We start from the raw sequence: 13,370 nt of genomic DNA, 5'->3' as shown, positions 1-13,370 counted from the left end.
TCACGAGGCGGCGGCTCAGGACGACATCAGGTCGGTGTACTGCGCGAGCGTCGCTTCGTAATGCTGCGCCCACCATTCGGGATTCACCTTGCACTGCCTGGCCCAGTTCTCCGGCGTGCCGGGATTGTCCGCACGCAGCGCCTGCGGCACGGCGGCCGTCGCGGCCGGCGTCACCGGCCCGTTGCCGAGCAGCGACAGCAGGCGCACCTGCGGCTCGACGCCCTGCACGAACTTGATGAACTGCCATACGGCGTCGCCCGACGGATTGTTCTTCGGCACGCCCCACACGTCGCACGACGCGAGCCCCTGCTCCCACGTATAGCGGAACCGCCCGCTGCTTTCGCGCTGCAGCACGTTCGCGCGCGTATGCCAGATGCACGCCATGCTGACTTCGCCGTTGCGCAGCAGTTGCAGGCTGTCCGCGCCGGAATCCCACAGCAGCACGTTCGAGCGCAGTTCCTTGAGCTTCTTCAGCGCGCGTGGCACGTCGATCGGGTAGACCTTGTCCTTGTCGACGCCGTCGGCCATCAGTGCGGCCTCGAGCGCGCCGCCCATCCACTTCCACAACCCGCGCTTGCCCGGAAACTTGCCGACGTTCCAGAAATCGGCCCAGTTCTTCGGCGGATTCGCGCCGAACTTGCGCGCGTCGTAGACGAGCACGTAGCTCAGCAGGTACGACGGCACGCCGAAATCCGATGCGAGCCCCGGCAACGCGTTGCGGCCGACGACCGAATAATCGATCGGCCGCAGGAACCCCTGCTTGCCGAGCTTGATCGCCGCGAAGCCGTCGAGATCCATCACGTCCCAGATCACGTTCCGGTTCTCGACCATCGCCTTGATCTTGCCGTCCTCCGGCGACGAGTCGTAGCCCATCCTGATCCCGCTCGCCTTCGTGAACGGGTCCATGTACGCAGAGCGGAACGCGGAGCGCGCCTCGCCGCCCCACGCGCTGAGCACGATTTCCTTCGGGTTCGCGGCCAGTGCGTCCTTCGCGCCCGTCGCCAGCAGCGTCGGCGCGAGGCCGGCGGCCGCGCACAGCCGCAGGAAGTCGCGGCGGCGCTGCGATGGCGCGGTTTGAAGCTCGCGTGCTTGGTCGAGCAGGTCCTGCAGATAGCGGTTCGTCATGGTGTCTCCTCCAGGCTGGGCAGCGCCCGCACGCATCTCGTCGTTTCCGGGCACCGTTGAATCGGCCGGCGACGACGGTGTTCGCCGCGTCGCGCGGGATGCATCGTTCGTCGCGTCAGTCCGACGCGATCCGGCAGGTCGCATCGCGCTCCCACTGGACGAACACGTCCATGCCGGTGCGCGGCGACGCGAGCCCGCGCCATGCGGGCACGTCGGCGGTCACGCAACCGAGCGCCGCGGTCTCGATCTCGAAGCGGTACGACGAACCGAAATAGCTCCAGTGGCGAATCCGGCCGGCCACTTCGTTGTGTGCGCCGCCGCACGATGCCGCCGACACGGCGACCTTCTCCGGCCGCAGCGCGAACAGCAGCGCGTCGTCCGGCCGCGCGCCGCAGGCGGGCGCGACGAAATGCGCATCGCCGACGCGATAGTGCGTCGCCGCGGCATCGCCGCCGAGCGCGACACCTTCGATGAAGTTGCTCTTGCCGAGGAAATCGGCGACGAAGCGGTTGGCCGGCTGTTCGTACAACCCGTCCGGCGTCCCGATCTGTTCGAGCCGGCCGTCGCGCATGATCGCGATGCGGTCCGACATCGACAGCGCCTCCTCCTGGTCATGCGTGACGAACAGGAACGTCGCGCCGAGCCGTTCGTGCAGCGCTTTCAGTTCGACCTGCACCTCGCCGCGCAGCTTGCGATCGAGCGCGCCGAGCGGCTCGTCGAGCAGCACGAGATCGGGATCGAACACCAGTGCGCGCGCGATCGCGACGCGCTGCTGCTGGCCGCCCGACAACTGGCGCGGCAAACGGTCCGCGAGATGGCCGAGCCGCACGAGATCGAGTGCGGCCTTCACGCGCTTCACCGCGTCGGGCCCCTTCTGCTTGCGCACCATCAGCGGATACGCGACGTTCTGTTCGACCGTCATGTGCGGAAACAGCGCATATCCCTGGAACACCATCCCGAAGTTGCGCTTCTCGGGCGGCAACGCGACGATGCTGCGGCCGCCGACGCGCAGGTCGCCGGTAGTCGGATGCTCGAAACCGGCAACGATCGTCAGCAGCGTCGTCTTGCCGGAACCCGACGGCCCGAGGATCGTCAGGAACTCGCCGCACGGAATGTCGATCGTCGTTTCCCGCAGCGCATGCACGTTGCCGTAGCGTTTCGACACGCTGTCGATCTGCAGACCCGCACCGCTCGCCGTGCGCCCCGCCGGTTCCGCGCGAACCGCGTGCGCACCGGGCCTGCCCTGCTCCACACCTGCCGTCGTCTCCATCACCGCGCTCATCGCGTGTCTCCTGGTCAACTCATATTTGGGTTGAACGTTCATTTAACAGAACTTATACTATGCCGAAATGCGGTTCGCAAGTAGCGGCGACCCTTGCCGGCTCTGACACAACACGACACCCAACACCAAGGAGACAGTGGCAACATGAGCAACGAGGACATCCGAATCGAACGGCACGACGGGGTCGTGACGCTTCGCCTGAACCGCCCGGCGAAGCGCAATTCGCTCGCGCGGCCGCATCTCGACTTTCTTCGCGAGACGCTCGACGCGCTCGCCGGCGATCCGGCCGTACGCTGCCTTGTACTCACCGGCACGGGCAGCGCGTTCTGCGCGGGCGCCGACGTCGACGAATGGGCCGAGGCCGAACGCAACGGCGAACTCGACACCTACGGCTGGAGCGAGCGCGCGCACCGGTTCGTCGAGGCGCTGGCGGCATTTCCGCGCCCCACCGTCGCGGCGCTGAACGGCTCGACAGTCGGCGCGGGCACCGACATCGGCTTCGCGTGCGACTTCCGCATCGCGAGCACCGCTGCGACGCTGCGCTGCGGCTATACGGGGATGGGCTACAGCCCCGACATGGGCGGCAGCTGGTTCCTGCCGCGGCTCGCTCGGCCCGACGTCGTGCGCCGCTTCATCTTCCTGAACGAACGCTGGAACGCGCAGGACGCGCTTGCGGCCGGCTTCGTGTCAGAAGTCGTCGATGCCGACACGTTCGCGCAGCACGTCACCGCCTTCGCCGCGCGTCTCGCGCAAGGACCGAGCGTCGCGTTCGGGCACGCGAAGGCGCTGCTCGCGCAATCGCTCACGCACACCCTCGCCGAGCAGTTGCGCGGCGAGCTGGCGGCCTGCGTCGCTTGCGGTCACAGCGAGGACGGCCAGGAAGCACTTCGCGCGTCGGTCGAGGGGCGCGCACCCAATTTTGTCGGGAGATGATTCATGGATTTTTCGCTGACTCATGAGCAGGAAATGCTGGTGTCGTCGCTGCGTCAGTTCGTCGAGAAGGAACTGCAGCCCCATGAATTCGCGGTCGACCGCGCGGACGACGTGCCGCCCGAACTCGCCGATTCGATCCGCCGCAAGGCGCTCGAACTGGGTTTCTACGCGTTCAACATGCCCGAGAGCGCCGGCGGCCCGGGCCTCGACTACGTGACGCAGGCGCTCGTCGAGCGCGAGCTCGGCCGCACGAGCTGGGCGCTGCATGTGTTCGTCGCACGGCCGAGCAAGATCCTGATGGCGTGCAAGGGCGACCAGATCGAGCGCTACCTGAAGCCGGCCGTGCGCGGCGAACGCGTCGACTGTTTTGCGCTGACCGAACCGGGCGCCGGCTCCGACGCGATGGGCATCCGCACGCGTGCGGTGCGCGACGGCGACGACTACGTGATCAACGGCAGCAAGCACTTCATCAGCCACGCGGATACGGCCGATTTCGTGATCCTGTTCGCCGTCACCGGCGAGGAGGAAGTGCGCGGCCAGAAACGCAAGCGCGTGACCTGCTTCCTGATCGACAAGGACACGCCGGGGATGACCGTGCGGCGCGGCCCGCACTGCACGAGCCTGCGCGGCTACCACCAGTCGGAGATCTTCCTGACGGACTGCCGCGTCAGCACCGCGCAGATCCTCGGCGAAGAACATCGCGGCTTCGAACTCGCGAACGACTGGCTGACCGCCGGCCGCGTGATGGTCGCCGCGAACAACATCGGCCGTGCGCAGCGCGCGTTCGAGATGGCCGCCGAATGGGCCGCGACGCGCCACCAGTTCGGCAAGCGCATCGGCGAATTCCAGGGCACGTCGTTCAAGCTCGCCGACATGCAGACCGAGATCCGCGCGGCGGAACTCGTCACGCTCTACACCGCGCAGAAGCTCGACCTGGGCACGATGACCGACGGCGATGCCGCGCTCGCGAAGCTGCTGGCGACCGAAACGCTCGGCCGCGTGACCGATCACGCGGTGCAGATCTACGGCGGCATGGGGCTGATGGACGAACTGCCGATCGAGCGCTTCTGGCGCGATGCGCGCATCGAGCGCATCTGGGAAGGCACGTCCGAGATCCAGCGGCACATCCTGTCCAAGGAAATCCTCCGACGCTACAGCTGACGCGAACCGTCGCGCCGGCCCGTCCGGCGCGACTTCCGAAAGGACCTTTCATGACCTCCACTCCCGCAGTCAGGGATCGCCGCGGCACCGCCGCGGCCAACCTGCGCCGGCTGCTCGAGCCGGCCAGCATCGCGTTCGTCGGCGGACGCGGCATCGCGGGCGCCGTGCAGCGCTGTCGCGACTACGGTTATGCCGGCGATATCCGGCTCGTCAACCCGAACCATGCCGAGATCGACGGCGTGCGCTGCCATGCGAGCGTCGCCGACCTGCCCGCCGCGCCGGATGCCGTGTTCGTCGCGGTGCCCGCGCGGCAGGCGATCGACGTCGTGCGCGCGCTCGCCGAACGCGGCGCGGGCGGCGCGATCGTCTACGCATCGGGCTTCTCCGAGACCGGCGCCGACGGCGCCGCGCTGCAGCAGGCGCTCGTCGACGCGGCCGGCGACCTGGCCGTGCTCGGGCCGAACTGCTACGGGCTGATCAACGGCCTGAACGGCAGCGCGCTGTGGCCCGTCGCGCACGGTGCGCCGCGCGTCGAATCCGGGGTCGCCGTGATTACGCAGAGCGGCAACCTTGCATACAACCTGTCGATGAGCGCCCGCTCGGTGCCGTTCGCGTACCTCGCAAGCGTCGGCAACCAGGCCTCGGTCGACATCGCGCGCCTCGTCGACGCGTTCGTCGACGATCCGCGTATCCGCGCGATCGGCGTGCATCTCGAAGGCCTGAAGGACGTGCGCGCGTTCAGCGAAGCCGCCGCACGCGCGCTCGCGCGCGGCGTGCCGATCGTCGCGCTGAAGAGCGGCACGTCGACGCTCGGCGCGCAGCTCGCGATGAGCCACACGAGTTCGCTCGCGGGCTCGGACGCGCTGTACGACGCGCTGTTCCGGCGGCTCGGCGTGATCCGCGTGAAGGATCCGGTCGGCCTCGTCGAGACGCTGAAGCTGCTCGCGATCGCCGGCGTGCCCGAGCGCCGCACGCTGGCCGCGCTCGCGACGTCCGGCGGCGATGCCGGGCTCGTCGCCGACCTCGGCGAAGCGCGCGGCATCGCGTTCCCGCCGGTCGGCGACGCGGGCCGCGACGCGCTCGGCAACGTGCTGCCGGCCTACGCGACGATCGCGAACCCGCTCGACTTCACGACGACGCCGTGGGGCGACCCCGACAAGATGCGCGCCTGCTGCGACGCGCTGCTGGCCGATCGCCCGGGCGCGGCCGCGATGATCCTCGACTATCCGCAGGAAGCGACCGGCGAGCGGCCGCTGTGCGACATCGCGGCCCGCGCGTTCGCGGCGTCCGCACGCGAGCACGGCGTGGTCGGCGCGGTCATCTCGGTGTTTCCCGACCTGACGCCGCCCGATCACGCGGCGCGCATGGCCGCGGCCGGCATCGCGCCGCTGCAGGGGCTCGCCGACGGGATCGACGCGATCGGCGCGGCCATGACCTACGGCGACACGCGCCGCCGCATCCTCGATGCCGACGCGCTGAACGCACTGCCCGTCTTGCGGGCCGGCCAGGGCGACGACGGCGCCGCCACGCTGCACGACGAATGGGCAAGCAAGCGGATGCTGGCCGCGCACGGGCTCGACGTGCCGCCCGCCGAATGCGTCGCGCCCGCCGATGCGCCGGCCGCCGCCGTGCGGCTCGGCTTTCCGGTCTGCGTGAAGGTCGTCAGCGATCGCCTGCCGCACAAGACCGAGGCCGGTGCGGTCGCACTGAAGCTCGCGTCGCCCGAGGCCGTCGCCGCCGCGGTCGAGCGGATGACCGCGCAAGTCGCGCGTCATGCGCCCGACGTGCGCGTCGAGCGCATCCTGGTCGAGAAGATGGCCGACGCGCCGCTGCTCGAACTGATCGTCGGCGTGAAGCGCGAGCCGAACTTCGGTCTCGCGCTGGTGCTCGGCGCCGGCGGCGTGCTGGTCGAGCTGATTCGCGACACCGCGACGCTGCTGCTGCCCGTCCGCGAAAGCGACGTGCGCGATGCGCTGCTCGGGCTGAAGCTCGGGCCGCTGCTGACCGGCTATCGCGGCCGACCGAAGGCCGATCTCGACGCGATCGTCGCGAACGTGATGGCGATCGCGCGCTTCGCGCACGCGCATGCGGACACGCTCGTCGAGCTGGACGTCAATCCGCTGCTGGCGATGGAACACGGCGCGGTCGCGGTCGATGCGCTGGTGCGGCTCGACGCGTAAGGCCGGTCTGAAGCGCGCCGGCCCGCTCGCGCATGGCGCGGGCGGGCCGGCGTCGATCGGTCGGAACGACGCTCAGATCACCTTGCCGGGATTGAGCAGCCCGAGCGGATCGAACGCCAGCTTGAGCCGCCGCATCGCGGCGATCTCAGCCTCGCTGCGCGAACAGCCGAGCCAGTTGCGCTTGTAGCGGCCGATCCCGTGCTCGGCCGACACCGAGCCAAGCACATCGCGCACGAGCGGATACAACACCGCGTCGACATCGTGCGCGCTTTCGCCGGCCGCATACGGCGCCGACACGCAGACGTGCAGGTTGCTGTCGCCAAGATGGCCGAAGAAGAAGACGTGCGCACCGGGCCAGCGCGTCGTCAACGCGCGCTCGCATGCATCGATGAAAGCCCCCGTCTCGCGTGGCGGAATCCCGACGTCGAAATTGACGAGGCCCGGCAGATCGTCGATCGCGAGCCCTTCGCGCACCGTCCAGAACGCTTGCGCATCGGCCGCGTCCTGCGCGAGCGCCGCATCGTCGATCAGCCCGCGCTCGAGCCAGCCGGCCAGCAGCGCTTCGAATCGCCCGGCGGTCTGCGCGGCATCGCCGCTCGCGCATTCGACCAGCACCTTGACACCGCCATCCGCCGGCAGCGGCGCGCGCATGCCGGGCGTGTGCGCGCATACGTAGCGGTAAAACGCCGGCCACATCGCCTCGAAGCTCAGCAGGTCCGGGCATGCGGCTCGCGCCTCGCGCAGCAGCGCGAGCGCCGCGGCCGTATCGCGCACCGCGCACAACGCAGTCGACGGCGCCGAGAGCCGCGGATACAGCCGCAGCACGACCCGCGTGACGATGCCGAGCGTGCCTTCGCTGCCGACGAAAATCTGTCGCAGGTCGTATCCCGCGTTGTTCTTCAGCATCTTGTTCAGCGAGCTCAGCACGGTGCCGTCGGCCAGCACGGCTTCCAGGCCGAGCACCTGCTCGCGCGTCGTGCCGTAGCGGATCACGCGGTTGCCGCCCGCGTTGGTCGCGACATTCCCGCCGATCTGGCAAGACCCGCGCGCACCGAGATCGATGCCGAGCGCGAACCCCGCTTCGTCCACCGCTTGCTGCAAGTCCTGCAGCGTCGTGCCGGCCCATGCGGTGACGGTGGCCGCGTCCGCGTCGATCTCGACGATGCCCTTCAACCGTTCGAGCGACAGCACGATGTCGGTCGCGCACGGCGCCGCGCCGGCCGCGAGCCCCGTCATGCCGCCCTGCGGCACGACTGCCTGCCGGTAAGCGGAGCAGATCGCGAGCGCCCGGCTCACGTCGTCGACGCCGCGCGGGCGCAGCAGCGCGCGCGGCCGCACGCCCGGCGCCTCGCCGTAGTTCGTGAAATGGCGTTCGCCGATCGCGTCGTCCACGCTCACGCAATCGGCACCCAGCGCGTCGCGCAGCGCGGCGACGACGTCGTCTTTCGAGAAGGAATCGGACATGGTCGACGGGGCCGGCGATGCCCGGCCCGGGAACGAGAAAGGATCAGAAGTTGTGCCGCATGCCGATGCGCGCGGCGGCCTGCGTGCGGCTCGTCGACGGCGCGAAGCTGTAGCCGATCACCGCGCCGACGCCGTTCGACGCGCGCATCCAGTCGACGGCCGCATACACGTCGGTGCGTTTCGACAGCGCGTAGTGCGTCCCCAACGCCACCTCGTGCCAGTGATGGCCCTCGAACGTCGTGTACTGATAGCCCGCAACGAGCGACAGCGGCGCGGTCGCCTGGTACACGCCACCCGCCTCGTACACGCGCATCGTCGACGATTGCCCGTAGCCCTTGAACGTCGTGTTGCTGAAGTCCGCGCTGAACGTCAGCTTGCCGAACACGTACGACGCGCCGATCCCGAAGATGGACTGCGAATCGACCGCGAACGGCGTCGAGTCGTGCAGGTCGGTGACGGCGCCCGTCGCCGGATCGATCGTCGCGACCGTCTGCCCGAGCATCGACGTCACGCCGATCTGCGCATACGGATCGAGCGCAGCGAGCCCGCGCGGCGCATTGAGCCGCGTATAGTTGCCGCCCGCCGAGAAATCGCCGTGCGTATAGGTCGCGCCGACGCTCCATGCGCTGCCGTCGTGGAAGCTGCCCGCGTCGTTGCTGAACGAATACATGCCGCCGACCACGAGCCCGTGGAAGCTGTTGCTGACGAACTTCACCGCATTCTGCAGCCGGTCGCCGCTCTGGCGGTCGAAATCGCCGAGGTGCACGCCATAGCCGCTGCCGAATGCGCTGACGTTGAACGCAGCCGTGAAGTCGAACGCAAAATCGTACTGGTTGCCGAACGTCAGCGTGCCCCAGTCGTTGCCGAGCCCCACGTAGGCCTGGCGCCCGAACATCGCGCCGCCCTGGTTCAGCTTCCCCGTGCCGAGCCGGAAGCCGCTCTCGAGCTTGAACACGGCCTTGTTGCCGCCGCCGAGATCCTCGCTGCCCGTCAGGCCGACGCGGTTGCCGTACGACACGCCGTCGTCGAACAGGTACGCATGCGCGCCGCCCGCATTGTTCACATAGGTGATGCCGCCGTCGATGATCCCGTACAGCGAGACGCTGCTCTGCGCGTGCGCATAGCCGTGGACCATCACCGACATCATGCCGGCCAGCAGGAAGCGTTTCTTCATTTCCGGTGTCTCCAGTTTCCGCGCGACGCGGATCGATTGTCGTTGTTCGTGAAAGACCGCCCGCCTGCTTCGCTTCGGCATCGCGGCGCAGGCGAGTATAGGTTTCGTTGAATGAATGTTCAATCGATATAGGCACCCATCGGCACCGGTGTTTACACGCATCGGCGATTTCTTTATTGAAAAAACGTTCAACCCGTCATAACATCGGCCGGCAGCCCCGCGGACGACGTGCGGGCCCGTTCCGAACCTCGGAGTGCACTGGATGACGACCCACCTCAGCCCCGCCGCCGAGCTGCGCCTACGCTCGGCCTACGAAGGACAGAAGTCTCGCCCGTACGACCCCGGCGTGCCGATTGCGACACCGCTCGAACTGCACCGCTGCACGGTGCAGCCCGAGTGGGTCGACTACAACGGCCACATGAGCGAGTCGTGCTACCTGCTCGTGTTCGGCGACAGCAGCGACGCGTTCTTCCGCTACTTCGGCATCGACGACGAGTATCGCGAAGCCGGCCGCTCGATCTATTCGGCGGAGACGCACCTCCGCCACCTGGGCGAAGCGATGCTCGGCGAACCGCTCAGGCTCACGCTGCGACTGCTCGATGTCGACGACCGGCGCCTGCACGTGTTCCATTCGATGCATCACGCAACGACCGGCGCGCAGCTCGCGACCGGCGAGCAACTGCTGACCCACGTCGACATGCACATGAAGCGCTCGACGCCGTTTCCCGATACGATCCGCCGCCATCTCGACGCGATTCATGCCGAACATGCGCGCGCGCCGCGCGAGCCTCATGCGGGCCGCGCGATCGCGATCCGCCGTCCCGCCCCTGCTTCACGCTGAACCACGATGGAGCCTTCCATGCAGACGAACGACACCTGGCGCACGCGCGCCGGCCAACTCGACATCGAATCCCGCGCGTTCGTGGACGGTGCGTTCCGCGACGCGCACGACGGCGCGACCTTCACGAACACGAGCCCGATCGACGGCCGCGTGCTCGCACAGGTCGCGCATTGCCGGCAGGCCGACGTCGACCTCGCGGTCACGGCCGCGCGGCGTGCGTTCGAGCAACGCGCCTGGCGCGATGCGACGCCGCGCGAACGCAAGCGCGTGCTGCTGCGCTGGGCCGCACTGATCCGCGAGCATGCGGACGATCTCGCGCTGCTCGAAACGCTCGACACCGGCAAGCCGATCGGCGATACGACCACGGTCGACATCCCGTCCACCGCGTACTGCGCCGAGTGGTTCGCCGAAGCGATCGACAAGACGGGCGGCGAAGTCGTGCCGGCCGATGCGCATCTCGTCGGGCTCGTCACGCGCGAGCCGATCGGTGTGGTCGCGGCGGTCGTGCCGTGGAACTTCCCCGCGATGATCGCGATGTGGAAATGCGCGCCCGCGCTCGCCGCCGGCAACAGCGTCGTGCTGAAGCCGTCGGAAAAATCGCCGCTGAGTGCGTTGCGGCTCGCCGCGCTCGCGGCGCAGGCCGGCCTGCCGGCCGGTGTGCTCAACGTGCTGCCGGGCTTCGGCGACGCGGGCGAGGCGCTCGCGCGCCATCCGGAGGTGGACTGCATCGCGTTTACGGGTTCGACCGCGGTCGGCCACAAGGTCGCGCGCTGCGCGGCCGATTCGAACCTGAAGCGGGTGTGGCTCGAACTCGGCGGCAAGTCGCCGCAGATCGTGCTGCCCGACTGCCCCGACCTCGACCGTGCGGCGCGCACCGTCGCGCATGCGGTGTTCTACAACACCGGGCAGATGTGCACGGCCGGCTCGCGCCTGCTGGTCCACCGGGCGATCCGCGACGCGCTGGTCGCACGCGTGCTCGAGATCGCGCCCGAATACGCACCGGGCGACCCGCTATCGCCCGACACGCGGATGGGCAGCCTGATCGACGCGGCGCAGGTCGAGCGCGTGCTCGGTTATGTCGAGGCCGGCCGCGACGAAGCGACGCTGCTGGCGGGCGGCAAGCGCGCGCGCACCGCGAGCGGCGGCCAGTACGTCGAGCCGACCGTGTTCGATTGCCCGCGCGCCGACGCGCGGATCGTGCGCGAGGAAATCTTCGGGCCCGTGCTCGCGGTCACGCCGTTCGACGATCTCGATACGGCCGTCGCGCTCGCGAACGACACGCGCTACGGACTGGCGGCATCGGTGTGGACGGCAAACCTGACGGCCGCGCACGAAACCGCGCGCCGACTGCGGGCCGGCACGGTGTGGGTGAACGGCTACGAGGAAACCGACGACATGAACTTCCCGTTCGGCGGCTTCAAGGAATCGGGCAACGGACGCGACAACTCGCTGCACGCGCTGGAGAAATACACGGAACTGAAGTCGACGATCATCCGGCTTCGGTAACGCGAAACAGGCGGCGCTCGCAGGTCGGATCGCGAGCGCGTGACGAGCCGAATTCGGCGACCGGGAATCCGTTCCGGTCGCCGGATGACCGCAATGTGGTCAGTTTTCGCGCGCGTCTGCGAGCCAATCCTCGACCTGCAGCTCGGCGACTCGCTCGAATTCGCGCGTGTTATGCGTGACAAGCACCAGCCGTCGCGCACGCGCCTGCCCCGCGATCAACGCATCGTATGGACCGATCGGGGTGCCTGCCGCAGTCAACTGCGCACGAATTTCGCCGGCATGCTGAGCATCTTCCGCGTCGAACGACACGACCTCGAACTGAAGCCCCTCCACGCGTGCCAGATTGGCTGCCACTCGCTGACTTTTGTAAGCGCCGTAATAGAGCTCGTGTGCGACGATCGCCGGAATGCCGAAGTCTGCCGGTTGATGCGCACGCAGCCTGGTCAGCATGGCCGGCTCGCCTTTGAGAATGGCGATTACCGCATTGGTATCCAGCAGAAACTTCATTCAAACACGTCCAGCCCCGGGCGCTCTTGAGCGGCCGGCTGGGTTGTTGCGGCGGCCTCGAAGTCGGCGTCGACCGGACCGATCAGTGGCGTCAGCCATGCCCAGTCTTGCGGCACCGGCTCGAGAATGACGGACGCTCCGTGGCGGCGAATCCTGACCTCGGTCGTCTCGAAGCGGAAATCCTTCGGCAGCCGGACGGCCTGCGATCCGCCATGCTTGAAAATCTTGGCAGTATCCATCTTCACGCCCTCACGTATCTACATAACGTATCTATTTTATCAACTCCGCGTGAGGATGACGAGTCGACCGATCGGCCGGTTTTCCGCGGATGTTTGTACCTTCGGCCTGCTCCGTGCGTCGCGGTACGGGCAATCTGTCCCCGACACGAACCGCTCCCCGATTCATTCCTGACAGGAAATAATCAATCGCCTCCCGGCGATTCACCTCCCCGTCCGCACGCTCTAGACTGTCGCAACGTTCCTCTTTCCGGACCCACGCGATGACCGACGTCCTGCCGCTGACCACCGATCCCGATTCGGGCCTCCAGTACCGGCTGCGCCCGGCCGCCGGCCGCCCCGCCGCGCGCCTGTTGCTGCTGCATGGCGTCGGCGGCAACGAAACCAACCTGCTGAACGTGGCCGGCGCGATCGACCCGCGCGTCGATATCGCGTTCGTGCGCGGCCCGCTGACCTTCGGCCCCGCCCAGCACGCGTGGTTTCCGGTGCGTTTCGGCCCGAACGGCCCCGAAATCGATGCGGCCCGCGCGGACGCCAGCCGCGTGCAACTGATCACGCTGCTGCGCGCCTTCCGCGCGCAGGACGACGCGAGCGCCGCGTTGCCGGCCGTCATCGCCGGCTTCAGCCAGGGCGGCATCATGAGCGCGGGCGTCGGCCTCACGTCGCCGGACGACGTCGCCGCGTTCGCGGTGCTGTGTGGCCGCATCCTGCCGGAAATCGATCCGCTGATCGCGCCGAGCGACGCGCTTCGCCCGTTGCATGCGCTGATCGTGCACGGCCGCTTCGACGACAAGCTGCCCGTCGCGTGGGCCGACACCGCCGATGCAAAACTCACGGCACTCGGTGTCGCGCACGACACGCGGCTGTACGCGGCCGGGCACGAACTGACTCCGGAGATGGCCGCCGATTTCGGCAAATGGGTCGGCGAACGTGCCGGGTTGAACTGACCGCACCGGGAAAA

12 protein-coding genes are annotated in these 13,370 nt (G+C 68.5%); 6 read left to right on the top strand and 6 right to left on the bottom strand.

Annotated elements, in window-relative coordinates:
• Positions 1-15: 15 nt before the first annotated feature.
• Both LXM88_RS36220 and LXM88_RS36215 read right to left on the bottom strand, forming a co-directional pair.
• Positions 16-1,125, bottom strand: a complete 1,110-nt coding sequence (locus tag LXM88_RS36220) for an ABC transporter substrate-binding protein (protein WP_262544264.1) — start codon at positions 1,123-1,125, stop codon at positions 16-18.
• A 115-nt stretch (positions 1,126-1,240) separates the two neighbouring features.
• Positions 1,241-2,407 carry an ABC transporter ATP-binding protein gene (locus LXM88_RS36215; RefSeq protein ID WP_262544263.1) on the bottom strand — a complete coding sequence of 389 codons (1,167 nt, stop codon included), beginning with the start codon at positions 2,405-2,407 and terminating at the stop codon, positions 1,241-1,243.
• Between the two features lie 144 nt (positions 2,408-2,551).
• On the opposite strand from LXM88_RS36215, the gene LXM88_RS36210 reads away from it, so the two are divergent.
• The 3 genes from LXM88_RS36210 to LXM88_RS36200 are packed head-to-tail and all read left to right on the top strand — an operon-like array spanning position 2,552 to position 6,681.
• Positions 2,552-3,340, top strand: coding sequence for an enoyl-CoA hydratase/isomerase family protein (locus LXM88_RS36210; protein WP_262544262.1), 789 nt, complete (start codon positions 2,552-2,554; stop codon positions 3,338-3,340).
• A 3-nt stretch (positions 3,341-3,343) separates the two neighbouring features.
• Positions 3,344-4,501 (top strand): acyl-CoA dehydrogenase family protein, encoded by a 1,158-nt coding sequence (locus tag LXM88_RS36205; RefSeq protein ID WP_262544261.1) that lies wholly within the window; start codon positions 3,344-3,346, stop codon positions 4,499-4,501.
• Positions 4,502-4,551: 50 nt separating this feature from the next.
• On the top strand, positions 4,552-6,681 hold the full coding sequence (locus tag LXM88_RS36200) for an acetate--CoA ligase family protein (protein WP_262544260.1): 2,130 nt from the start codon (positions 4,552-4,554) through the stop codon (positions 6,679-6,681).
• 72 nt (positions 6,682-6,753) lie between these two features.
• Here the strand turns inward: LXM88_RS36200 and LXM88_RS36195 are convergent, their stop codons facing one another.
• Positions 6,754-8,145 (bottom strand): FAD-binding oxidoreductase, encoded by a 1,392-nt coding sequence (locus tag LXM88_RS36195; protein ID WP_262544259.1) that lies wholly within the window; start codon positions 8,143-8,145, stop codon positions 6,754-6,756.
• 43 nt (positions 8,146-8,188) lie between these two features.
• Positions 8,189-9,319 (bottom strand): porin, encoded by a 1,131-nt coding sequence (locus LXM88_RS36190; RefSeq protein WP_262544258.1) that lies wholly within the window; start codon positions 9,317-9,319, stop codon positions 8,189-8,191.
• Positions 9,320-9,581: 262 nt separating this feature from the next.
• Here LXM88_RS36190 and LXM88_RS36185 point away from each other — a divergent pair, with 262 nt between their 5' ends.
• Complete coding sequence (locus LXM88_RS36185) at positions 9,582-10,160, top strand: thioesterase family protein (RefSeq protein ID WP_262544257.1); 579 nt, start codon at positions 9,582-9,584, stop codon at positions 10,158-10,160.
• A gap of 18 nt (positions 10,161-10,178) precedes the next feature.
• Positions 10,179-11,666, top strand: coding sequence for an aldehyde dehydrogenase (locus LXM88_RS36180; RefSeq protein ID WP_262544256.1), 1,488 nt, complete (start codon positions 10,179-10,181; stop codon positions 11,664-11,666).
• A 99-nt stretch (positions 11,667-11,765) separates the two neighbouring features.
• On the opposite strand, the gene LXM88_RS36175 is transcribed toward LXM88_RS36180, so the two are convergent.
• Together LXM88_RS36175 and LXM88_RS36170 are read right to left on the bottom strand one after the other, a co-directional pair.
• On the bottom strand, positions 11,766-12,173 hold the full coding sequence (locus LXM88_RS36175) for a type II toxin-antitoxin system VapC family toxin (protein WP_262544255.1): 408 nt from the start codon (positions 12,171-12,173) through the stop codon (positions 11,766-11,768).
• Complete coding sequence (locus LXM88_RS36170) at positions 12,170-12,412, bottom strand: antitoxin (protein ID WP_129517050.1); 243 nt, start codon at positions 12,410-12,412, stop codon at positions 12,170-12,172. Before LXM88_RS36170 ends, LXM88_RS36175 begins: the two co-directional genes overlap by 4 nt.
• A 260-nt stretch (positions 12,413-12,672) precedes the next feature.
• Here LXM88_RS36170 and LXM88_RS36165 point away from each other — a divergent pair, with 260 nt between their 5' ends.
• Entirely contained in the window at positions 12,673-13,356 is a 684-nt protein-coding gene (locus LXM88_RS36165; protein ID WP_262544254.1) for an alpha/beta hydrolase, read from the top strand.
• The last annotated feature ends 14 nt before the right edge of the window (positions 13,357-13,370 follow it).

It is taken from the genome of Burkholderia sp. S-53 (genome assembly GCF_025560745.1).
Classification (GTDB): domain Bacteria; phylum Pseudomonadota; class Gammaproteobacteria; order Burkholderiales; family Burkholderiaceae; genus Burkholderia; species Burkholderia pyrrocinia.
Note: the sequence above shows the minus strand (reverse complement) of the source record. Positions and strands in the feature narration are given on the sequence as shown.

Coding starts and splice junctions, on each gene's coding strand:
- LXM88_RS36220 (WP_262544264.1), bottom strand. CDS start 1,125: ATGACGAACCGCTATCTGCAGGACCTGCTCGACCAAGCACGCGAGCTT.
- LXM88_RS36215 (WP_262544263.1), bottom strand. CDS start 2,407: ATGAGCGCGGTGATGGAGACGACGGCAGGTGTGGAGCAGGGCAGGCCC.
- LXM88_RS36210 (WP_262544262.1), top strand. CDS start 2,552: ATGAGCAACGAGGACATCCGAATCGAACGGCACGACGGGGTCGTGACG.
- LXM88_RS36205 (WP_262544261.1), top strand. CDS start 3,344: ATGGATTTTTCGCTGACTCATGAGCAGGAAATGCTGGTGTCGTCGCTG.
- LXM88_RS36200 (WP_262544260.1), top strand. CDS start 4,552: ATGACCTCCACTCCCGCAGTCAGGGATCGCCGCGGCACCGCCGCGGCC.
- LXM88_RS36195 (WP_262544259.1), bottom strand. CDS start 8,145: ATGTCCGATTCCTTCTCGAAAGACGACGTCGTCGCCGCGCTGCGCGAC.
- LXM88_RS36190 (WP_262544258.1), bottom strand. CDS start 9,319: ATGAAGAAACGCTTCCTGCTGGCCGGCATGATGTCGGTGATGGTCCAC.
- LXM88_RS36185 (WP_262544257.1), top strand. CDS start 9,582: ATGACGACCCACCTCAGCCCCGCCGCCGAGCTGCGCCTACGCTCGGCC.
- LXM88_RS36180 (WP_262544256.1), top strand. CDS start 10,179: ATGCAGACGAACGACACCTGGCGCACGCGCGCCGGCCAACTCGACATC.
- LXM88_RS36175 (WP_262544255.1), bottom strand. CDS start 12,173: ATGAAGTTTCTGCTGGATACCAATGCGGTAATCGCCATTCTCAAAGGC.
- LXM88_RS36170 (WP_129517050.1), bottom strand. CDS start 12,412: ATGGATACTGCCAAGATTTTCAAGCATGGCGGATCGCAGGCCGTCCGG.
- LXM88_RS36165 (WP_262544254.1), top strand. CDS start 12,673: ATGACCGACGTCCTGCCGCTGACCACCGATCCCGATTCGGGCCTCCAG.